This is a genomic window from Bacillus sp. FDAARGOS_235 (assembly GCF_002073415.2).
GTDB lineage: Bacteria > Bacillota > Bacilli > Bacillales > Bacillaceae_G > Bacillus_A > Bacillus_A toyonensis.
In genome coordinates this window covers 4,182,718-4,203,944 of sequence record NZ_CP020437.2, presented here as the reverse complement: position 1 = coordinate 4,203,944, position 21,227 = coordinate 4,182,718, and the positions used below count along the sequence as shown (strand labels likewise).

General features: G+C 36.5%; 21 protein-coding genes, 1 riboswitch and 1 other annotated feature. Of the genes, 9 read left to right on the top strand and 12 right to left on the bottom strand.

Annotation, left to right across the window (positions count from 1 at the left end; genetic code table 11):
- Positions 1 to 81 precede the first annotated feature (81 nt).
- Both A6J74_RS24010 and A6J74_RS24005 read left to right on the top strand, forming a co-directional pair.
- The gene (locus A6J74_RS24010) at positions 82 to 1,080 is read left to right on the top strand and encodes an alpha/beta fold hydrolase (RefSeq protein WP_000898944.1); all 999 of its coding nucleotides are present in this window, start codon (positions 82 to 84) and stop codon (positions 1,078 to 1,080) included.
- Between the two features lie 133 nt (positions 1,081 to 1,213).
- Complete coding sequence (locus tag A6J74_RS24005; protein WP_000994821.1) at positions 1,214 to 2,533, top strand: Na+/H+ antiporter family protein; 1,320 nt, start codon at positions 1,214 to 1,216, stop codon at positions 2,531 to 2,533.
- 23 nt (positions 2,534 to 2,556) lie between these two features.
- Here the strand turns inward: A6J74_RS24005 and A6J74_RS24000 are convergent, their stop codons facing one another.
- Positions 2,557 to 3,420 (bottom strand): LacI family DNA-binding transcriptional regulator, encoded by an 864-nt coding sequence (locus tag A6J74_RS24000; RefSeq protein ID WP_000201332.1) that lies wholly within the window; start codon positions 3,418 to 3,420, stop codon positions 2,557 to 2,559.
- A gap of 99 nt (positions 3,421 to 3,519) precedes the next feature.
- Complete coding sequence (locus A6J74_RS23995; protein WP_000233395.1) at positions 3,520 to 4,002, bottom strand: GNAT family N-acetyltransferase; 483 nt, start codon at positions 4,000 to 4,002, stop codon at positions 3,520 to 3,522.
- Positions 4,003 to 4,083: 81 nt separating this feature from the next.
- On the opposite strand from A6J74_RS23995, the gene A6J74_RS23990 reads away from it, so the two are divergent.
- Positions 4,084 to 5,007, top strand: a complete 924-nt coding sequence (locus A6J74_RS23990) for an alpha/beta hydrolase (protein ID WP_000819220.1) — start codon at positions 4,084 to 4,086, stop codon at positions 5,005 to 5,007.
- Positions 5,008 to 5,018: 11 nt separating this feature from the next.
- On the opposite strand, the gene A6J74_RS23985 is transcribed toward A6J74_RS23990, so the two are convergent.
- Positions 5,019 to 5,264, bottom strand: coding sequence for a DUF2552 family protein (locus A6J74_RS23985; RefSeq protein WP_000360799.1), 246 nt, complete (start codon positions 5,262 to 5,264; stop codon positions 5,019 to 5,021).
- Positions 5,265 to 5,516: 252 nt separating this feature from the next.
- Here A6J74_RS23985 and A6J74_RS23975 point away from each other — a divergent pair, with 252 nt between their 5' ends.
- The 5 genes from A6J74_RS23975 to ribH all read left to right on the top strand — a co-directional run bounded on the left by A6J74_RS23975 (position 5,517) and on the right by ribH (position 9,824).
- Positions 5,517 to 5,759, top strand: coding sequence for a CDGSH iron-sulfur domain-containing protein (locus tag A6J74_RS23975; RefSeq protein ID WP_002039507.1), 243 nt, complete (start codon positions 5,517 to 5,519; stop codon positions 5,757 to 5,759).
- A gap of 189 nt (positions 5,760 to 5,948) precedes the next feature.
- A riboswitch (FMN riboswitch) is annotated at positions 5,949 to 6,092 on the top strand.
- Positions 6,093 to 6,399: 307 nt separating this feature from the next.
- A complete protein-coding gene (gene ribD / locus A6J74_RS23970; RefSeq protein ID WP_000132003.1) occupies positions 6,400 to 7,512 on the top strand; it encodes a bifunctional diaminohydroxyphosphoribosylaminopyrimidine deaminase/5-amino-6-(5-phosphoribosylamino)uracil reductase RibD in 1,113 nt (370 codons plus the stop codon).
- A complete protein-coding gene (gene ribE, locus A6J74_RS23965) occupies positions 7,494 to 8,138 on the top strand; it encodes a riboflavin synthase subunit alpha (protein WP_000493931.1) in 645 nt (214 codons plus the stop codon). The genes ribD and ribE overlap by 19 nt, the downstream gene beginning before the upstream one ends.
- Before the next feature lie 12 nt (positions 8,139 to 8,150).
- Positions 8,151 to 9,344, top strand: coding sequence for a bifunctional 3,4-dihydroxy-2-butanone 4-phosphate synthase/GTP cyclohydrolase II (ribBA, locus tag A6J74_RS23960; protein WP_000469017.1), 1,194 nt, complete (start codon positions 8,151 to 8,153; stop codon positions 9,342 to 9,344).
- A gap of 18 nt (positions 9,345 to 9,362) precedes the next feature.
- Entirely contained in the window at positions 9,363 to 9,824 is a 462-nt protein-coding gene (gene ribH, locus A6J74_RS23955) for a 6,7-dimethyl-8-ribityllumazine synthase (RefSeq protein WP_000230897.1), read from the top strand.
- Between the two features lie 22 nt (positions 9,825 to 9,846).
- Here the strand turns inward: ribH and A6J74_RS23950 are convergent, their stop codons facing one another.
- From A6J74_RS23950 to A6J74_RS23915, 8 genes are all read right to left on the bottom strand, one after another.
- Positions 9,847 to 10,167 carry a hypothetical protein gene (locus A6J74_RS23950; RefSeq protein WP_000549775.1) on the bottom strand — a complete coding sequence of 107 codons (321 nt, stop codon included), beginning with the start codon at positions 10,165 to 10,167 and terminating at the stop codon, positions 9,847 to 9,849.
- A gap of 182 nt (positions 10,168 to 10,349) precedes the next feature.
- Complete coding sequence (gene bioB / locus A6J74_RS23945; RefSeq protein ID WP_000815851.1) at positions 10,350 to 11,348, bottom strand: biotin synthase; 999 nt, start codon at positions 11,346 to 11,348, stop codon at positions 10,350 to 10,352.
- Between the two features lies 1 nt (position 11,349).
- Entirely contained in the window at positions 11,350 to 12,159 is an 810-nt protein-coding gene (gene bioC / locus A6J74_RS23940) for a malonyl-ACP O-methyltransferase BioC (protein ID WP_000608928.1), read from the bottom strand.
- Positions 12,125 to 12,865 (bottom strand): alpha/beta fold hydrolase, encoded by a 741-nt coding sequence (locus tag A6J74_RS23935; RefSeq protein WP_000661287.1) that lies wholly within the window; start codon positions 12,863 to 12,865, stop codon positions 12,125 to 12,127. Before A6J74_RS23935 ends, bioC begins: the two co-directional genes overlap by 35 nt.
- A complete protein-coding gene (bioF, locus tag A6J74_RS23930) occupies positions 12,862 to 14,049 on the bottom strand; it encodes an 8-amino-7-oxononanoate synthase (RefSeq protein WP_001077303.1) in 1,188 nt (395 codons plus the stop codon). Before bioF ends, A6J74_RS23935 begins: the two co-directional genes overlap by 4 nt.
- A complete protein-coding gene (bioD, locus tag A6J74_RS23925; protein WP_000012507.1) occupies positions 14,015 to 14,743 on the bottom strand; it encodes a dethiobiotin synthase in 729 nt (242 codons plus the stop codon). The genes bioF and bioD overlap by 35 nt, the downstream gene beginning before the upstream one ends.
- Positions 14,740 to 16,131, bottom strand: a complete 1,392-nt coding sequence (gene bioA, locus A6J74_RS23920; RefSeq protein WP_000217835.1) for an adenosylmethionine--8-amino-7-oxononanoate transaminase — start codon at positions 16,129 to 16,131, stop codon at positions 14,740 to 14,742. Before bioA ends, bioD begins: the two co-directional genes overlap by 4 nt.
- A gap of 122 nt (positions 16,132 to 16,253) precedes the next feature.
- A complete protein-coding gene (locus tag A6J74_RS23915; protein ID WP_000727842.1) occupies positions 16,254 to 16,610 on the bottom strand; it encodes a hypothetical protein in 357 nt (118 codons plus the stop codon).
- Positions 16,611 to 16,750: 140 nt separating this feature from the next.
- Positions 16,751 to 16,971: a binding site (T-box leader), on the top strand.
- A gap of 278 nt (positions 16,972 to 17,249) precedes the next feature.
- Between A6J74_RS23915 and nhaC the strand changes: the two genes are divergently transcribed.
- Complete coding sequence (gene nhaC / locus A6J74_RS23905) at positions 17,250 to 18,623, top strand: Na+/H+ antiporter NhaC (RefSeq protein WP_000253727.1); 1,374 nt, start codon at positions 17,250 to 17,252, stop codon at positions 18,621 to 18,623.
- Between the two features lie 58 nt (positions 18,624 to 18,681).
- On the opposite strand, the gene cpdB is transcribed toward nhaC, so the two are convergent.
- Complete coding sequence (cpdB, locus tag A6J74_RS23900; protein WP_000748632.1) at positions 18,682 to 21,033, bottom strand: bifunctional 2',3'-cyclic-nucleotide 2'-phosphodiesterase/3'-nucleotidase; 2,352 nt, start codon at positions 21,031 to 21,033, stop codon at positions 18,682 to 18,684.
- Between the last annotated feature and the right edge of the window lie 194 nt (positions 21,034 to 21,227).

Below are 21,227 nucleotides of genomic sequence, written 5' to 3'. Positions count from 1 at the left end.
TGTTACAATGATTTTCTAACAGTATATGCAAAATAAATAGCCTGTGCGATTCATACGATTTCAGAAAAGGAGGTTTTCAATATGCTTTTTCGTAGCTGTACCCCACAGTTCTATAATGAAAATAAACAACTCATTCCTAATAGTATTGCTACGATGGAAAGCGTTATGATTAACAACCGAAAACAATTCCTCCTCATGCGTGGTCAAAACATAGAACAGCCTATTTTATTATGCTGTCACGGCGGACCTGGCATGGCACAAATCGGATTTATTCGCCATTTCCAAAAAGAATTAGAGAAGCACTTTATCGTTATTAATTGGGATCAACGCGGGGCAGGTAAATCCTTTTCAATGAAAGATTTCGGAGCAAATTTCACAATCGAACAATTCGTTTCCGATGCAAAAGAAGTGATTCAATATGTACTTAAAAGGTTCAACAAACAAAAACTATTTCTCGCTGGTCATTCTTGGGGAAGTATTATTGGGCTTAACATAGCACATCAATATCCAAAATATATCGAGGCTTACATCGGTATAGGGCAAATTGTACATATGAAACAAAATGAAGAATTGCTATATCAACATTTAATTCATTCTGCCAAAAAACATGATCATAAAAAAGCATTAGCTTCCCTTTTAAAATTAGGCAAACCACCATTTTTAGATACGAGACGTCTTATTATTCAAAGAAAGTGGCTTGGCACATTTGGAGGCGCAATCCAAAACGGATCTTCCTTTTCTTTCATACGAAAAGGTTTCTTTTCTCCTGAGTATACGCTATTAGATTGGTTCAAGTTTCTCGCAGGAAATTTAAAATCTGGCGTTTTATGGGAAGAAATGCTGACAATCGATTTCTTTTCGTCTATTTCAAGTTTATCTATTCCGGTATATTTTTGTTCTGGTCGCTATGATTATCAAACTCCGTATGCACTCGTTCAAGAATATTGTGATGTTATTGAAGCACCCATAAAGAAAATGATTTGGTTTCCAAATTCAGCACATTCTCCTGATCTAGAAGAACCAGAACTATTTGCTAATTCTTTACAATCCATCAAACAAGAGCTATCTTTTCATCATTAAATAAAAAAGGCTCTTTTACATTTCATAGAAAACATTTTATAATAATATGTCGCAAGTATTATGTATAAATATAGCAAACTGCTTCATATTCACTTGCCTTAACAGAATAAAAATTAGGGAGATTATATCTATTATGAACGCTGTACTCGTCGCAGTAGCAGTCATGCTATTGCTTAGTTTGTTACGTGTCCAAGTCATTGTCGCCATTATTATTGGAGCTCTAACAGGCGGACTTATCGGCGGACTCGGTATTTCAGAAACAATTAACACTTTTACAACTGGTCTTGGAAACAGTGCCCCTATCGCATTAAGCTATGCAATGCTTGGCGGTTTCGCTATTTCTCTTTCTAAAACAGGACTTCCAGATGCCATGATTCAAACCGCATTAAAATGGATTGGCAACGAACAAGACACAAAAAAACAAGTTTATTCTAAAATACTGATTTTATTCATCATTTTAACAATGGCTTGTTTCTCACAAAATGTTATCCCTGTTCATATCGCTTTCATCCCAATCTTAATTCCTGCACTTTTAAAAGTATTAAACGAGCTGAAAGTAGATCGTAGACTTGTCACATGTATTATTACATTCGGGTTAATTACACCTTATATGTGGATCCCTGCAGGATTCGGAAAAATTTATCATGACGTATTGCAAACAAATGCTGCCCAAAGCGGCCTTACATTTGATGTCGCGCTTATCCCAAAAGCGATGACTATTCCAGCAATCGGAATGATTATCGGATTATGTGTAGCGGTATTCATTACGTACCGAAAACCTCGTACATATGAAACAGAACAAATTCATACCGCTGAAAGTGAAATCGTTCCCTATACAAAGCGAAGCATCACTTTCGGATTATTATCTATCACAGCTACATTAACTGTTCAATTAGCAACAGAATCAATGATTTTCGGTGCCTTAGCGGGGATTATTGTCTTATCAATTAGTGGTAGTCTCCCCCTTAAAGAAGCAGATGCAATATTAACAAGTGGAATGCGTATGATGTCCTTTATCGGATTTGTCATGATTTCTGCCGCTGGATTTGGCGCTGTTCTTCGAAAAACAGGACATGTTGAATCACTTGTGCAAACGAGTGCACATTTCATCGGAAATAACAAACCGCTTGCTGCATTTCTTATGCTCGTTATCGGACTTCTCGTTACGATGGGAATTGGTTCATCCTTTTCAACCATTCCTATCTTAACAACAATTTTTGTACCCCTTTGCATTCAGCTTGGATTTAGTCCAATGGCTACAATTGCAATTATCGGTACAGCAGGAGCGCTAGGTGATGCAGGATCTCCAGCATCTGATAGTACACTTGGACCAACATCAGGTTTAAACGCTGACGGTCAACACCATCATATATGGGATACATGTGTACCGACTTTTCTGCATTATAATATACCGTTACTTATATTTGGCTTTATTGCCGCAATTACATTGTAAAAGGTGCGTATAAAACGCACCTTTTACTTTTTCATTTTCCCTTTTAATTGTTGAAAAGCTATTTTCGCTTCTTCTTCGACGTAATTTTCAATTGCTGGTAGTGATGGACCTATCCATTCACTCTCGATACTCCCATTCGGTCCAATAATTTTTAATTTTTCTGGTATATGTATATTTAGAAATTTGGCTGCTCGAATTAACTCGGTAGCAACCTTATCACTTGAAGCTACAATTCCATCTATATACGGATGAGTTTGCAATAACGTAATAAACTGTTTATTCGTATACCTTTGTACACATGCTTCTCGATAAGAGATCCCTTCATCCCAAACAGCGTCTAAAAATCCTGATATACGCTCTTCCATTTCTTCACTTTCTTCCCCCTCACCGAAATAAGCAAGAAAGTGACATGCTTTCTCTTTTAATAAAGAAACAGCCCTCTGTCCACTTTCATAATGATTTGTAAGAGGTTGTTTTTCCTCCATCACAACAAATGGGAATTCGATTTTCCCTAGACTTTTAAAAACTGATTTTGTCAAAATAACACCTGCAACGTTATTTTGCTTCAACATATGTATGTATCTATCTTTATTCTCTATATTACAAACGATTATTTGATAGCCTTCTTTATATGCTATTTCCTCAATACAATGTAGCAAAGTGATGTTTAATGGGTTACATAAATTCTCTACAAGTAATGCAATGATTGTTGAATTCTCTTTAAATAATGGCTTTGCTGCACTGTTTGGCCTATAACGTAATTCCTCAATTGCTTCCTTTACTTGTTTTACTGTTTCGTCATGAACGTATCCTTTTTCATTAATAACTCGTGAAACGGTTGCGACTGAAACACCTGCCAATTTTGCAACATCACGTATAGTTGCCACATCGTCACCCCTTAATATGGTAATAGATTACAATTTTAAGGTAACTTAAATTACAGTATTCGTCAAGAATAATAACTTATATTTCTGAAAATTGTTACATCATTTCAATAAACGATACTCCATCTGAATTTCATGTAAAATCGGGATATTATCATATCCAATGCGCGGAATTTCTTGCTTTATTTTTCGCGCCTCTTCTACTGCATTTACATATAAATTTGTCATCATGAAATTACGTTTTTGATAAAAGCGTAACGCGTTCATATTATCATTTGTTGTAATGAGCCAAACTCCTTGGCACTGTGCTTCTTGAGCAACTTGCAATACGCAATCCACAAGCTTCGTCCCGATCCCCTTCCTTTCTTGAAAACTATCTAACGATACAATTTCACACAAATTCCCAGTCACTTCATACGTTATAATTCCGATTATTCTGTCATCTAAAAACGCAACAAATCCTGGTAGCTCTTCTAACTGATGCCCCTTACCACGCGAAACCATCAATGAGCTCCCCCAGTTTTCACACATGAACATTCGGATTTTTTCTTTCATTGTTGATGTAATTTTTTTTATATGCACCATTTCCTATTTCTCTCCTTTTCTATCCTTGTGATACAATGTAAGTGTATCACATGTAACGGTATTTGGAGGATGAGGTAAAGTATGAAACGTTTTTTTGCAGCATTGTTTACTATACTAGGTGCGATAACTGCCCTTGGGATTTTCTTTACAAATAAAGTGATGTACTTGAAGAAAAAAACAGAGGAAGAAGTTCTAGAAAGAGAATCGAAAAAACATTTTCGTATAGAAGATTTTGACGCTCTTCATAAAGAAGAAATTCATATCCCTTCGCAATTCGGATATGATCTTCATGGATATTACATTCCTGCAGGTCATTCCAACAAGTTTATGGTTTTTTGTCACGGCGTAACTGTAAACAAAATGAACTCTGTAAAATATGCAAACTTATTTTTAAGCAGAGGATTTAATGTCCTTATTTATGATCATCGTCGTCATGGTAAAACCGGAGGAAAAACAACAAGCTATGGATACTATGAAAAACATGATTTAAAATCAGTAGTTGACTGGCTAAAAAGTCGTTTTGGCACAAATATAATACTCGGTATTCATGGTGAATCTATGGGCGCTGCAACACTACTTCAATACGCAGGACTTGTAGAAGATGGTGCTGATTTCTATATTGCAGATTGTCCTTTTTCTGATTTCTATGGGCAATTACAGCACCGCTTAAAGGTTGAATTCCATTTACCCAAATGGCCTTTATTACCATTAGCAAATGCTTTTTTAAAAGTTCGTGACGGGTATACAATTCGTGAAGTTTCACCAATCGACTGTATAAAAAACATTAACAATCCCGTTCTCTTTATTCATAGTAAAGATGACGATTATATTTTAGCCGATATGACAAAAGCTCTATATGAAGCAAAAGAAAATAATAAACAACTTTATATTGCAGAACACGGTGCACACGCTTGCTCTTATAACGAAAATAAAGAGGAGTATGAAGCAGCTCTTGATCAATTTTTGAACACATACGTAAAAGAAACAAAAAACAGGCTTGCATAAGCCTGTTTTTTTCATTGTGATAAAACGTCTGTAACTTGTTCCATGTTTTCAGAAATCCATTGCACAGCTTCATCTAGCGTTGGAAATTCTGTCGTTTGAAACGTTACCTCATCTTGAAGTAACCAAACATCCTTCGCTTCTTGTCCTACACCGGCAATCGACCAGTGCAATAAACTATATGGATGATTATCATTCAAAAATGATGCCCACGTGCGCTCATTTGCAATATTTCGTAATGTAAGTAATTGTTTATCCATCTTTCGTCACCTTACTCTAGTCAGTTATAAAAAACATTATAACACTCTCTTCTCTCCCAAAGAAAGTGCTCTTTTTATCCCGCGTTAACGGGCAGTGAGACTCCCATCTCAAAATTCAGCTGAAGCAAAGAAGTTAGGCGGGAGATTAACTGCCCGTAATCGCCCGATTGGTGAAGGCTAATAATCAGTGGAATGAACCCCCTCCACTAATTAAAGTTTCACTTTATATTGTCAAGTGCTTCCCTTGATTATATGATGAAATTAAGCGTTTGGGAAGGAGGGATAGCGTTGGCAAAAGTACAAATTAAAGTAAATGATAATGGCTCTTTTCGCGTTACAGGGGACGTGGAATTAGTCGACTCACAAGGGAATGTATTCCCAGCAAAACCAGCATTTTCTTTATGCCGTTGTGGTTTATCAAAAAATATGCCTTATTGCGATGCTTCGCATAAAGGTAAATTCGAATCTGTTGTTAGAGCACCAGAGGCAAAGTAATTTCGTATGTGACATGCACATTTTTTGTGCATGTTTTTTCTTTTAATCAAAGTCTGGATATTCCTTTTCCTAACAACATTTCTAACACTTTTGTCTCCATTTCAATCTCCATGTATTTTCACACAATTCTTCACATTCAAATATTTTTTGCTAGCCTTTTTTCTTTTTTGTGCTATAATTTGACCAAACAGCATCCTTCGGGGTCGGGTGAAATTCCCAACCGGCGGTGATGAAGTGAAAACTTCTAAGTCCGTGACCCGTTTTCAACTCGAAAACGGTGGATCTAGTGAAACTCTAGGGCCGACAGTATAGTCTGGATGGGAGAAGGATATGTTTCTAGTTTTTTATATAGTGAATACACTTTTATTTCAGTATGCATATTTTTATACATTCATTTTGAATTTATATATATGTTTAGTTTTCTATACTCATTTTTTATACTGAAATAAAAAAGAGACAACTAGCGTTTAAAAAATTCGATATTTTGCTAGGTTTTTTCCTTATGCAAAAATGTCAATCATCGCTAGGTTTCTTTCCTGTACTTTCGTATTCGAACTATAATTCTAGAAATCACGTCTCCCAAACCCCAAGGATATTAAATCCTTGGGGTTTTTTGATTTTTTTAGGAGAGGTGAAGAGAATGACTGATCAAGAATATATGAGGATTGCCTTGCAATTAGCTAAGGGGACATCAGGACAAACGAGTCCGAATCCTATGGTTGGTGCTGTTGTTGTAAAAGATGGAAACATCGTCGGAATGGGCGCTCATTTACGTGCTGGTGAAGAACACGCGGAAGTTCATGCCCTTCATATGGCTGGTGAGAAAGCCAAAAACGCTACCGTCTATGTAACACTTGAGCCGTGTAGCCACTTTGGAAAAACACCACCTTGCTGTGAATTACTCATCGAAAAGGGAGTTAAGCGCATTGTCATTGCTACCCTTGATTGCAACCCGCTCGTTTCTGGTAATGGAAAAAAGAAATTAGAAGAGGCAGGAATCGAAGTAACTACGGGTGTTCTTGAAACGGAAGCAGTTTTATTAAATCGCTACTTTTTTCACTACATGAAAACGAAACGCCCATTTGTCACGATAAAGACCGCGATGAGCTTAGATGGCAAAACAGCCACTGTAACTGGTGAAAGTAAGTGGATTACTGGTGCAGAAGCACGCGCTGACGTTCACCAATATCGCCATACACATGATGCAATTCTTGTTGGAGTGAATACAGTTATAGCCGACAATCCACATTTAACAACAAGAATTCCAAATGGCGGGAAACATTCTATTCGCGTTATTTTAGATACCCATTTACGAACGCCACCATCTTCTCATGTCATAACAGATACTTTAGCACCGACATGGATTATTGTAGGTAAGGATGTAAATAAAGAGAAAATAGCTTCTTATGAATCTAAAAATATAGCGATATTCCAAATGAAAACGAAGCAAATTGAAATTCAAGATGTTTTAGATCTACTCGGTGAAAAACAAATCCTGTCTCTCTTCATCGAAGGTGGACAAACTGTTCATGCAAGTTTCTTACAAACAAACAATTTCAATGAAATTGTAACCTATATAAGCCCGAAATTAATTGGCGGGAAAGGTGCTCCTACTCTTTTTGGAGGAAACGGTTTTTCAAAATTACAAGATTCGCTTTCCTTGAAAATTCAAGAGATGAAACAAATTGGCGATGATATCAAAATTGTTGCGACTGCCCGAAATGAGGTGACGAAATGTTTACAGGAATTGTAGAAGAATTAGGAACGATCACAAACATGCAACAAAGCGGAGAAGCGATGAAATTAACGATCCATGCAAATAAAATTTTATCTGATGTCCATTTAGGTGATAGTATCGCGGTTAACGGGATTTGCTTAACTGTAACGAGCTTTACAACTACTTCATTTACAGTTGATGCAATGCCTGAAACGATGAAATCAACATCACTTCGCCTGCTTAAATCACACTCTAAAGTAAATTTAGAGCGGGCCATGGCTGCAAACGGGCGCTTTGGTGGACATTTCGTTTCAGGACATATCGATGGCATCGGGACAATTTTAACTAAAAAACAACATTACAATGCCGTCTATTACAAAATAGCAATTTCCGATGAATTGCTACGCTATTGTTTGCATAAAGGATCCGTTGCTGTTGATGGAACGAGTTTAACGATATTTGATATAGACGAATCTTCCATAACAATTTCACTCATCCCACACACAGTAAGCGAATCTGTCATCGGAGAAAAGAATGCCGGAGATATCGTAAACATTGAGTGTGACATGATTGGTAAATATATCGAACGCTTTATTTCTAAACCTGTAAAACGAACGGGGTCAATGTCCGAAAGCTTTTTACAAGAAAACGGATTTCTATAAGGGGGAAACATAATGTTTCATCGTATTGAAGAAGCTCTAGAAGATTTAAGACAAGGAAAAGTCGTTATCGTATGCGACGATGAAAACCGAGAAAATGAAGGCGATTTTATCGCTTTAGCAGAGTATATTACGCCAGAAACAATTAATTTTATGATTACACATGGTCGCGGCCTCGTTTGCGTACCGATTACGGAAGGGTACGCAGAGCGCCTACAATTAGAACCAATGGTATCTCATAATACAGATTCACATCATACTGCGTTTACAGTGAGCATTGATCATGTTTCTACAACAACAGGGATTAGCGCTCACGAACGTGCAACTACGATACAAGAATTGTTAAACCCTGCATCTAAAGGTGCTGATTTCAATCGACCTGGACATATCTTTCCATTAATCGCAAAAGAAGGCGGTGTCCTTCGCCGTTCAGGTCATACAGAAGCTGCTGTCGATTTAGCAAAACTTTGCGGAGCAGAACCTGCTGGTGTCATTTGCGAGATTATTAATGAGGACGGTACGATGGCACGTGTACCTGATTTACTACAGTGCGCAAAACAATTTGATATAAAAATGATTACGATAGAAGATTTAATTGTTTATCGCCGCCATCATGAAACACTTGTGACGAGAGAAGTGGAAATTACCTTACCTACAGATTTCGGTACTTTCCAAGCAATTGGCTATTCTAACTCATTAGATACGAAAGAACATATTGCGCTCATAAAAGGTGATATTTCAACAGGTGAGCCGGTGCTTGTACGTGTTCATTCTGAATGTTTAACAGGAGATGTATTCGGTTCATGTCGCTGTGATTGCGGACCACAACTCCATGCAGCACTTGCTCAAATTGAGCGTGAAGGAAAAGGTGTTCTTCTTTATATGAGACAAGAAGGACGAGGCATCGGGCTTCTTAATAAGCTTCGCGCTTATAAATTGCAGGAAGAAGGATTCGATACTGTAGAAGCAAATGAAAAACTCGGCTTCCCTGCTGACCTTCGTGATTATGGTATCGGCGCTCAAATATTAAAAGATTTAGGCTTACAAAGTTTACGATTATTAACGAATAATCCAAGAAAGATTGCTGGCTTACAAGGTTACGATTTAGAAGTAGTCGAGCGTGTACCGTTGCAAATGCCAACAAAAGAAGAGAATAAAACATATTTACAAACGAAAGTAAACAAATTAGGACATTTATTAAACTTATAATCAAAGGAGAGATTTATTATGGTATTCGAAGGTCATTTAGTTGGTACAGGATTAAAAGTTGGGGTTGTTGTTGGACGTTTTAATGAATTTATTACAAGTAAATTACTTGGCGGCGCTTTAGACGGATTAAAACGTCACGGCGTAGAAGAAAATGATATTGATGTCGCTTGGGTTCCTGGTGCATTTGAAATTCCTTTAATCGCTAAAAAGATGGCCAGTAGCGGAAAGTATGATGCTGTTATTACTTTAGGTACTGTAATCCGCGGAGCTACTACACATTACGATTACGTTTGTAATGAAGTAGCAAAAGGTGTTGCGTCTTTATCACTACAAACTGACATCCCTGTTATTTTCGGTGTATTAACGACAGAAACAATTGAACAAGCGATTGAACGTGCAGGTACGAAAGCTGGTAATAAAGGATATGAATCAGCCGTTGCTGCCATTGAAATGGCTCACTTATCAAAACAATGGGCATAAAAAAAGAGGCTGCGGCCTCTTTTTATTTTTTCGCTTTTTTTCGTACATCTTTTATTAATTCATTCATCGTTTTTCCTTCTGTCTTTATACGAAGTGCTTGCGCTGTTCTCCATACATTCTCTCTTTTTTTCGCTTCTTCTATAATAGTAATTTCTTTTCGTACTTCCTTTAAATCTTTCCCTTCCGTTTTCAATCCAAAATGTTCAGCTTTCGTTCGAAAATGTTGTTCAATTCTTTGTTGCATCTCTTTTTGTTCAGGATTTTCAGCGGCCTTAACTGGATCAGTACTTATTGCTTTTATTAAAATTAGACAGGTCATAATCGCTAATATGTATTTGTGCATGTAAAATCCTCCAACCCAATATAAAATACATATTTACTATGTACAACTAGGGCTTGGAAAATTCGTCTGCAAAAATTCTTTTTCTCACTCAAAACCCATTCGTATCAAGTGATAATAGCCTTTTATTACATTTTATTTACAAAAAAAGCAAACTCTTTTACAAGTTTGCTTTTTCCTCTATCTTATAGTGCACATTCCTCAATCTCAAATCCTAAATCTTCAATCATACCCCAGTCTGCAGTTGGCTCTTGTCCAGCTGTCGTTAAGTAATCCCCGACAAAAATAGAGTTTGCTGCAAATAAGCCGAGTGGCTGTACAGAACGTAAATTAATTTCGCGACCTCCTGAAATACGAATTTCTTTTGTTGGGTTTACGAAACGCATCATCGCCAATACTTTTAAACATTCTACAGGTGTTAACTCTTTTTGTCCTTCAAGCGGTGTGCCCTTTACAGCAACGAGGAAATTACACGGAATAGAATCTGCATCTATACGTTGTAATTCAAATGCTATTTCAGCACGTTCTTCAATTGTTTCTCCCATTCCAAAAATCGCCCCAGAGCATGGTGAAATACCAGCTTGTTTCGCTTTTTGAACCGTATCAACACGATCGTCATACGTATGAGTTGAGCAAATGCTTTCATAATTGTTTTCATGTGTATTTAAGTTGTGGTTATAACGATGAACACCAGCTTCTGCTAAGCGTCCTGCTTGATCTTCGTTTAAGAAACCTAAACAGCAACAAATCTTCAAATCTGTCGTTTCACGAATTTCCTTCACAGCCCCAATTACGTGATTTACTTCTTTATCTGTCGGGCGACGGCCAGATGCTACAATACAATATGTACCCGCTTTACGGCGAATTGCTTCATGTGCTCCTTCTACAATCTTCTCCTGCGTTAACCATGCATATTTATCAATTGGTGCTTCTGAAATAATAGACTGTGAACAATACCCACAATCTTCAGGACATAAGCCAGATTTCGTATTAATAATCATATTCAATTTTATTTTCTTACCAAAATGATGATGACGAATGATGTAGGCTGCATTCATAATTTCTAAAACTTCTGTATCATCAGCTTCTAATATTGCTATTGCATCTTCTTTCGTAATCATTTTCTCTTCTACTACGTCGTATGCAAGTTTTTTCCAATCCCTTTTTGTTTGTACTTGTTTCATTTCATCTCTTCCCCTCTTTTGTTATATACGTAAATAAAGCATGATACGTTGCCATTATCCCTTCATTTCCCGTGAAGTCTCTTTCGTATATACGAAGCATCGCACGAAAGAGTGAGGGACTTTGGCAATATGATTCTTCATTACTATTGGTCGCTCCTACTTTTCGAATAGAATGCAGAAACTCTCTAACTTCTGCAAAACTCTCTATGTAACATGTTTCAGAAACATGTACATCCCCTGTTTCTATCTTGCATATATGGCGTAACTGATCTTTCGAATAAAAACGTTGACCTATCACTATTTCATTTCGTATATTTTTTTCTTCTTTCGCCCTCCGAAACGAATTGTGAAGCTCTTGAAAAGTTTCTTGTCCAAACGTTGAAAAGAGTAGTATCCCATCTGTAGACAAATGATGAAATAGATTTCTAATCACTTGTTTTAAATCATTTAGCCATTGAAATGTAGCATTTGAAATAATGACATCATATGATTCTTCTAATCGTAATCGTTCGATATCTTCACAGTGAAACGTTACATTTTTTACATTTTGTCTAGTTTTCGCAACCGCAATCATACTTTCAGCAAAATCAATAGCTGTAATATGCGCTTTTGGAAATAAGTTTGATAATTTCTCTGTGACATAACCTGTCCCGCATCCAAGTTCTAAAATACGTATCGATGAATTTGCACTATATCGTCGATTCAATGTAGAAAGTAATGAATGTGCCATCTTTTTTTGTACATTTGCATATTGATCGTAAGATACAGCTGCCACGTTAAACCGTTTTTGCAGTAACGTTTTGTTGATCATGTCGTATCCCCTCTACAAATTGAATTACCTCATTTGCACAATATTCAAAATTCGTTATACATAATGCGTGTCCTGCCTCACTTACTACCTTGAGTGTTACATTTGTATTGTCCGCCATACTATGAGCAGCAGACAATGGACATATTACATCCTGCTCTCCATGAATAAATAGTATAGGTGCTTGAATTTCTTTCAGCTCTCCTCTCATATCTGTTTCTATTAAATAATCCAAACCTAATTGTAAAGACTGAATAGAATCCCCTTTAAAATGTTTTACAATATCTTCAAAACATTTATTCTCTTTCAACTCATCTTTCGTAAACATATTTTCATAGAACCGCTTGAGCGTATCTTCTTTCTTCCCCACCAAATTCTTTTTCAGCCGTTCTACATGCAAAGAATTCCATCCACTTGTATAGTCACTCGTATTTGTAAATTTAGCAGTACCACCAATTAATACGATACCTTTCGCCTTAATCTTTTTATAGGCTTGAATTGCCGCTAAAGCTCCTAATGACCATCCAACTAAAATTACATTTTCATCATGCGCTACATCTATTATTCGTTCCGCAAACTCGCCTATCTCTTTCACGTTACGCCAATCTATGCATTGAACAGGATATTCTTTGAAATACGGAAGTACTAAATCCCAAACATTTTCTTCCATTCCCCATCCAGGGATAAAAATAATCTTTAGCTCTTTCATACGAAAAGCTCCTCTTCTTTCGCAATGTGAATAATTTGGTCAATGGCCCATTTTAAATCAGCTATTGTATGTTGTGACGTAACAGCAAAACGGACCCGGGAACTATTAATTGGAACCGTCGGTGGACGAATTGCAATTGCTGCGATGTCTACCTCTTGTAATCTTTTACTAAACCGTAAAGCATTTTCATTTGAACCGACTACAATCGGTACAATATGAGTTGAGCTATTCCCAATATCAAAACCAGCTTCTCGTAAATGGGTTCTGAAATATGCACCATTCGCTATAAGACTCTCTCTTCTTTCGTTATCTTCTTTCACAATTTCAATTGCTTTTCGTATCGCCCCTAATATTCCTGGTGGTAAGGCTGTAGTAAAAATAAAGCTTCTCATCATATTTCGTAAATACTCTATATAAATTGCATCGCCTGTCAAATACGCACCATAGCACCCTAAAGCTTTACTAAACGTCCCCATATGTATATCAATTTTTTGAGCAATGTCTTTTTCTATATGAGATAACCCAGCTCCATCGATTCCATATATTCCACTCGCATGCGCTTCATCAACTATAATGATTGCCCCGTATTTCTCCTTAAGCTGCACTAATTCTCTCAAGTATGCAGTATCACCATCCATACTAAAAACAGTATCAGTTACGATTAATTTCCTCTTTTCAGGTGACGCTATTTTCAATAACTTCTCTAAATGATCCAAATCATTATGACGATACCTTTTATGTTCTGCGCCGCTTAATATAATTCCATCAACAATACTTGCGTGATTTAATTTATCACTAAACACAATATCGTGACGACAGGCTAAAGCAGATATAGCACCTACATTTGCTGTATATCCACTATTTACAATTAGTGCTCTTTCAGTACCTTTCCAGTTGCATACACTTCTCTCAACCTCTTCATACAATGGATAATTTCCTACAACGAGGCGAGAGGCCGTCGCACCAGTTCCATATTTTTTTGTACACGCAATAGCAGCTTCTTTTAATCTTTCATCCCCAGCTAATCCTAAATAATTATTTGATGCTAAATTTAACAACCTTTTTTTATCTCGAATAAGCCACGTCTCTTCTGCTTGCTCTGTTACATGCAAATTACGATACTGTCCTTGCTCATGTAATTGTTGTAATTTAGATTGAAGATGTGTGCGCCACGTTTGATTCATTTTGAATGAACTCCTCTAATTTTGAAATCATAATATGTTCTTTTGCTGATTCCAATAATTTTTCCCTAGTAAATTCACCTTCAAGAAATGGTAATAAACCTAAAACTGGTACTCCACTTAACTCCTCAATCATTTCTTTATTTTCTTGCACTCTTTCTTTGTCACATTCTTTACAACTAGACAAAATTACACCTGCTACTGTTAAACCGTGTGCCTGTGCATAAGAAATTGTTAAGACAGTATGATTTACTGTCCCTAGCGTAGGGCGAGCTACTATAATAAGAGGCAACTGTAATTGTTTTGCGAAATCAATTACTAAACTATCTTCAGTATATGGGACTGCAAGCCCGCCTGCCCCTTCGACAAATACGCTATTAAACTCTTTTAATAGTTCTTCATAGTGCCTCATAATGTCTTTTAACTTTACGACTCTTCCAGCTCTTTTCATCGCAAGTCTCGGAGCAAGCGGTTCTTCAATGGAATAAGGACAAATTTCATCTTCTTTTGTCGGTACACCCGATAATGCTTTTAATCTTGCTGCATCTCCCTCAGGGTTTGATGCAACATGTCCACTTTGCAACGGTTTATATACACCTACGTTATATCCCAACTCTCTATATACACCTGCTAACGCACCTGCAACCACAGTTTTTCCAACTTCAGTATCTGTTGCTGTTATGAAAAAACCGCTCATTCTTCTCCCTCCGTAACATCTGAGATTGCTTTATATAAAATGCGTAACATATCATCTATCTCATCAATTGTAGAAGCAAGAGGAGGCATAAATACAATCGTGTTACCGAGCGGTCGTAAAATCATGCCAAGATCTCTTGAGCGTTTACATACTTGCACACCGACTCTTTCTGTCCATTCAAACGATTCTTTCGTTTCCTTATTCTTCACTAGTTCAATACCAATCATTAACCCGCACTGACGAATATCACCTACATGTTTATATGCAAAGAGCGCTTCTAATTGCTTGGCTACATATTCTGTTTTACGTGCAACATCTTCTATTAAATTTGTTTTTTCATATAATTCTAGATTCGCAATTGCTACTGCACACCCTAACGGATTACCTGTGTAACTATGACCATGGAAAAATGATTTTTGTTCCTCATATTCTCCTAAGAAGGCATTATATATTTCGTCTGTCGTTACCGTAACTGCAACCGGTAAATAACCACCTGTTAAACCTTTCCCAGCGGTTAAAATGTCTGGCGTCACATTTTCATGTTCACATGCAAACATTTTTCCAGTGCGCCCAAATCCCGTTGCTACTTCATCCGTAATAAATAAAACATTATATGTTGTACATAAATCCCTTAGCCCTTTTAAGTATCCTTTCGGCATTGTAATCATACCGCCAGCACCTTGCATTAAAGGTTCTACAATAATAGCTGCAATTTCTTCATGTTTTTCTTTCAGCATTTCTTCCATTTCTTCTAAATGTTTTTTTACAATTTGTTCCTTATTATCTCCATAAGGAGAACGATATGTATATGGATACGGCATTTTAATTGCTTCAAATAAGAGTGAACTATACACTTGGTGAAACAAGTCTATTGCTCCTACTGAAACAGCACCAATCGTATCACCGTGATATGCTTCTTTTAATGTAACAAATCTTTGTTTTCTCGGTTTCCCTTTATGTTGCCAATATTGGAAAGCCATCTTAATTGCAATTTCAACAGCTGTAGAACCAGAGTCTGAATAGAACACCTTCTTCAATCCTTCTGGTACAACCTCAATAATTTTTTCTGCTAATAAAATTGATGGAACGTTAGCAAGTCCTAACATAGTAGAATGAGCAATTTTATTTAATTGCTCACGAATTGCTTCATCTAATTCTGGCACTTGATGTCCGTGAACATTTAGCCAAATAGATGAAACCCCATCCCAATATTCATTTCCATTTACATCGTATAGCTTTCTTCCCTCTCCACGTTCAATAATGACAGGATCTTCTTCTAAATAACCTTTCATTTGTGTAAATGGGTGCCATACGTAAGCTTTATTTTTCTCTGATAATTCTTCATATGTATAAGATGATTTTTCAGTCGTATTACTATTCACAGTCACAATTGTCACCCCTAATGTTAACTAGTTTATAGATATAGTTAACATTAAATCCAAAAGACTGTCAATTATTTTTAAATTAAACAGTTCTTAAAAAAGAACAACTTATCATACGATAAGTTGTTCTACTTTCCATGCTGTATCTTTCCGATTTCTAAAATAATCTCTTCATCTTTTTTTCCTTCTGTATCAATTCCCAGTTGTTTTGCATGCTCAATTAATAAATCATGACGCTTCTCAAATCTAGCTGTGTTTACTTCTTTCGTAATTTCCTCTTTTGTTTTCTCATCAGTAGAAACTCCTAGTTTCGCAGCTGCTTTTTCCATCGACTTCTTCTCTTCCGTTTCTTTCACTTTCTTCACTTCTGATTGCTGGATTTGCTTTTGCTTCACCTGCTCTGATTCAGCTGCAAAAGCTGTGTAAATTCCAGCACTTCCGCCAATGACTAGTAAGGTGGTAAAAAGAATTAGTTTTTTCTTCACTCTTTTCTCCCCTTTCGAATTCATTATAACGCACATTTTTCAATGTTAAAACCTATCTCCTTTATTTCCCTAAAAAAATATTACACATTTTTATTGACATGTATGATGAATATATGATAAAAATTTAACTAACATCATATGAATCGGCGTTGATAGGATTTAGTAGTATTTCGATTTCTGATTTCAGAGAGCTGGTGGTCGGTGCGAACCAGTACAGAGCGAATTATGAATTACCCCCTGGAGCTTCTTTTACGAAACGTAAGGAGTAGTGAAAGACGGTTATAGACCGTTATGTCTAAAGAGTGGTGAAACGACACTGTTTCACAATTTAGGGTGGTACCGCGAATTTTTCGTCCCTGCATATATTGCAGGGGCGTTTTTTATTTTATTAACGCATATCATACGACCCTTTATTTTGTGATACATTCATTTTACAAGCTAGGGTGGTACCGCGATTTCTTCGTCCCTGCATAATTATATGCAGGGACGTTTTTTTATCCAATCATTTCCGTATCATATAGAAGTATTAACAAATTACCGATAATTTGTCAAAAAATTCTAAAATTTAAAAGGAAATATACAATATTGGCGAATTTTATATAAAAAAGACTATTCTCGATTAATTAGGAGGGGAAAACAATGGTTTCAAAAATTGAATCTGTTCTTTTAACAATTTTTATCTTTTTCTGTATTGGTTTTAGTGTTATTCAATTAGAAGTTTCACCGCATATCCCGATTTTATTCGGTATCGTTATTTTATTAGCGTTTGGGTTTATGAAAAAAATCTCTTGGTCTACTATGGAAAAAGGGATGATCAGTAGTATTTCAGCGGGGATTCCATCTATTTTTATTTTCTTACTTGTAGGCGTATTAATTAGTGTATGGATCGCAGCTGGAACAATTCCAACTTTAATGGTATACGGCTTCCAACTTGTATCTCCGAAAATTTTCGTTCCAACTGTTTTTGTTGTTTGTGCGATTGTTGGAACGAGTATCGGTAGTGCATTTACAACTGCTGCAACTGTAGGACTTGCCTTTATGGGCATGGGTAGTGCTCTTGGATACGATCCAGCGCTTATCGCTGGTGCAATTATTTCTGGTGCATTCTTTGGGGATAAAATGTCTCCTTTATCTGATACAACAAACTTAGCTCCTGCTGTAACCGGTGTAGATTTATTTGAACATATTCGTAACATGCTTTGGACGACAGTTCCAGCTTTCATTATTGCTTTTATTGCATATTTCATTTTAGGCAGTGGATCTGGAGGCAATGTTGATTTCACATCCTTTATTAGCACGTTAGAAAAAAATGCAACAATTTCTATCGTTACACTTATTCCAATTTTATTACTGTTCCTATTCGCATTCAAAAAGGTTCCAGCAGTTCCAACATTACTTGCTGGAATCGTAGTAGGAATCATTATTCTCTTTATTTTCAAACCTAGTACATCTCTAACTGATTTAATGAAAATTATGCAGGACGGTTATGTTTCTAAAACTGGTATAAAAGATATTGATAGCTTATTATCTCGCGGCGGTTTACAAAGTATGATGATGTCCGTTGCCCTTATTTTCCTAGCTCTTTGCATGGGAGGATTACTACAAGGAATGGGTATTATCGCGCAGCTGATGAATATCATCTCTAGCTTTGTTAAAAATAGTACACGCTTAATTATTTCTACTGCTTCAACTGCAATTGGTGTAAACTTCTTACTTGGTGAACAGTACTTATCCATCGTTTTAACAGGACAAGCATTTGCTAATAAATACGATGAAGTCGGTTTAGAACGTCGTAATTTATCACGAGTACTAGAAGATGCTGGTACAGTAATTAATCCACTCGTACCATGGGGTGTAAGTGGCGTATTCTTAACAAACGTCCTTAGCGTTCCAACATTCGATTACCTGCCATACGCAATCTTCTGTTTAGCTTGTCCAGTTGTAACCATTATCGTCGGCTTTACTGGATTCGGTCTTTCATGGAAAAAAGAAAAAGCAGTACCAGTTTCATAATATACAAGTAAAAAAAGGATTACCGATTGCGGTAATCCTTTTTTTATACAACACTTTACTATCTATTTGCTTTCTTTCTTCTAAATAACATAAGTAATCCCGCTCCAACAAATGCAAGACCCGCTCCAATTGTAGAAGCAACACTTGCACCTGTTTTCGGTAAATCACGTTCATCTTTGTCAGCTTCTTTATTTTCACTTACAGTTGTCGTTGTTTCTTTTGTATTTTGATCATCTGTTGTAGTTTGTCCAGATCCTGCATTGTTTCCACTATTACCTTCATTTGTTGGTGGTGTCGTTGGATTCCCTCCATTATTACCTTCACCTGTTGGTGGTGTCGTTGGATTCCCTCCATTATTGCCTTCACCTGTTGGTGGTGTCGTTGGATTTCCTCCATTATTACCTTCACCTGTTGGTGGTGTTGTTGGTTTTTCTCCACCATCGTTCTTCTTCGTTATATCAATTGCATATTTAGCAAATTCATTTTCAGATGGTCCAACATATGATATTTTCCCATCTTTCTTTATATACTTTTGTGCATTTGGTGAAGAATCGAATGTTGTATTTAATTTATCTGCAACAATCGGCTTAAATGTCCAGTTTTGATCGGCTGCTGGATTAATAACTGGTGTTTCTTGCATATACTTCACAATGATTTGACGTGTTTCATCTTGTGATTGGTATACAACTTCCCCTTTACTTACACCTGGGAACGTTTGGCTACTTCCACGATAGTTATTTGTAGCGACGATAAATTCTTGATTGTCAGCTACTGGCTTACCTTCATACGTCATATTTACAATACGATTCGCATTCGCATTTTCCTTTATAACTTTTCCATCTTTATCATATTTTGCTGGTTGCGTCACATCAATTTCGTATTTTAAACCATCTAAAATATCAAAGTTATATGTAGGATAGCCTATATTTACTAACGGCTGTTCTTTTGTTTCCTTTGGATCAATTTTATTAAACTGACCTGCAGACATTTCAAGCCATTCTTTCACTTGTGCCCCATTTACTTTTACAGCATATAAAGTATTTGGATATACGTATAAATCTGCAACGTTTTTAATTGCTAACGTTCCAGCTGGAATATCCGTATAATATGTAGCACCGTTTCGGCCACCTGCTTTAAATGGTGCGCCTGCAGATAAAACTGGTATTCCTTTATATTTACTATATTGTCCATTTTCAGCAAACAACTTTTCGACATACCATTTTTGGGCATTTGTCACAAGTTGCACAGAAGGATCATCTTGTACTAATGAGAAATAACTATTAATTGGCGCTGTCGTTTTTCCTACAGCTGTATTCACATAATCAATTGTCGCTTGATGATCATCTTTAATTTCATTAACTAAATTTTGATCAGGTCCTACATTACCTTCATTATTAACAATCGGACGAAGTTGTGGCTTCGATTGCTCTTTTTGTACTTCCCATTTTCCGCTTACCTTTTTCAATTGCATATCAATAATACCTAAGTTACTTCCAAACACACCAGGCATTACAACTGGAACACCATTAAATACATCCTTCACTTCAGTATGTGAATGTCCCATTAATACTGCATCTACACCAGTAACTTCTGTTAAATAATACGATGCGTTTTCCATGCCAACGTTGTATCCACTCTTATCAACACCAGAATGCGCTAGTGCAACGATAACATCTGCACCTTCCGCTTTCATTTTCGGCACCATTTTCTTCGCTGTTTCAACTATATCTTTCGCTTTAACTTTTCCTTCTAAATTTGCTTTATCCCAGTTCATAACTTGAGGTGGAACAAATCCCATTACCCCAATTTTCACCTTCTGTTTTTGACCTGATTCATCTTCTACTTCTTTTTCAAAAATATGATATGGTTTAAAGTAATTTTGGTCGTTCTCTTCATTATTATCTTTATCATCTTTATAGACGTTCGAGTTAATAACCGGGAACTTTGTTTTACTAATCACTTTGTTTAAATAATCTAAACCATAGTTAAATTCATGATTCCCAAGAGAGATGACGTCATACTTCATTAAATTCATTACACGATATAATGGATGTGTATAACTAGGATCCACAGGATTTTTCGGATCGTTTATTTTATTCGCTACATAATCACCAAGCGGTGTCCCTTGTAATGCATCCCCATCATCAAACAGGACAGAGTTCTTCGCTTCTTCACGTGCTTTATTAACAAGTGTTGCCGTTTGCACGAGACCTACTTTATTATCTGTTTTCGTTTGATAATAATCGTAATTCATTAAGTTAACGTGAATATCTGATGTTTCTAGAATTCGTAAGTTAACTGTACTCTCCCCAGTATTCTCATCCGCATGAGCTGTTGTTGGCAGTACTTGCGGCGCTATTACACCTATAGCAAGAGTTGCTCCAGCTAGCATTTTTTTTGACTTTTTCACAAAAAATCCCCCTTATACAATTACCAGAAATAATGAAATGAATCCCTATCGGTCCATAATCACATACCTTTTTTCTTCTATTAGAGACACGATTTTCATTTCATCCTGCGCTAACGAGTAGTCCCCTTAAACGCTCGATTGATGAAGACAAACAATTAACGGGAGATAAAGCTCCCACTAAGTAGCATTTCACC

Excerpts from the sequence above, each read along its gene's own strand:
- A6J74_RS24010 (WP_000898944.1), top strand. The coding sequence starts at position 82 with ATGCTTTTTCGTAGCTGTACCCCACAGTTCTATAATGAAAATAAACAA.
- A6J74_RS24005 (WP_000994821.1), top strand. The coding sequence starts at position 1,214 with ATGAACGCTGTACTCGTCGCAGTAGCAGTCATGCTATTGCTTAGTTTG.
- A6J74_RS23995 (WP_000233395.1), bottom strand. The coding sequence starts at position 4,002 with ATGGTGCATATAAAAAAAATTACATCAACAATGAAAGAAAAAATCCGA.
- A6J74_RS23990 (WP_000819220.1), top strand. The coding sequence starts at position 4,084 with ATGAAACGTTTTTTTGCAGCATTGTTTACTATACTAGGTGCGATAACT.
- A6J74_RS23985 (WP_000360799.1), bottom strand. The coding sequence starts at position 5,264 with ATGGATAAACAATTACTTACATTACGAAATATTGCAAATGAGCGCACG.
- A6J74_RS23975 (WP_002039507.1), top strand. The coding sequence starts at position 5,517 with ATGATGAAATTAAGCGTTTGGGAAGGAGGGATAGCGTTGGCAAAAGTA.
- ribD (WP_000132003.1), top strand. The coding sequence starts at position 6,400 with ATGACTGATCAAGAATATATGAGGATTGCCTTGCAATTAGCTAAGGGG.
- ribE (WP_000493931.1), top strand. The coding sequence starts at position 7,494 with ATGTTTACAGGAATTGTAGAAGAATTAGGAACGATCACAAACATGCAA.
- ribBA (WP_000469017.1), top strand. The coding sequence starts at position 8,151 with ATGTTTCATCGTATTGAAGAAGCTCTAGAAGATTTAAGACAAGGAAAA.
- ribH (WP_000230897.1), top strand. The coding sequence starts at position 9,363 with ATGGTATTCGAAGGTCATTTAGTTGGTACAGGATTAAAAGTTGGGGTT.
- A6J74_RS23950 (WP_000549775.1), bottom strand. The coding sequence starts at position 10,167 with ATGCACAAATACATATTAGCGATTATGACCTGTCTAATTTTAATAAAA.
- bioB (WP_000815851.1), bottom strand. The coding sequence starts at position 11,348 with ATGAAACAAGTACAAACAAAAAGGGATTGGAAAAAACTTGCATACGAC.
- bioC (WP_000608928.1), bottom strand. The coding sequence starts at position 12,159 with ATGATCAACAAAACGTTACTGCAAAAACGGTTTAACGTGGCAGCTGTA.
- A6J74_RS23935 (WP_000661287.1), bottom strand. The coding sequence starts at position 12,865 with ATGAAAGAGCTAAAGATTATTTTTATCCCTGGATGGGGAATGGAAGAA.
- bioF (WP_001077303.1), bottom strand. The coding sequence starts at position 14,049 with ATGAATCAAACGTGGCGCACACATCTTCAATCTAAATTACAACAATTA.
- bioD (WP_000012507.1), bottom strand. The coding sequence starts at position 14,743 with ATGAGCGGTTTTTTCATAACAGCAACAGATACTGAAGTTGGAAAAACT.
- nhaC (WP_000253727.1), top strand. The coding sequence starts at position 17,250 with ATGGTTTCAAAAATTGAATCTGTTCTTTTAACAATTTTTATCTTTTTC.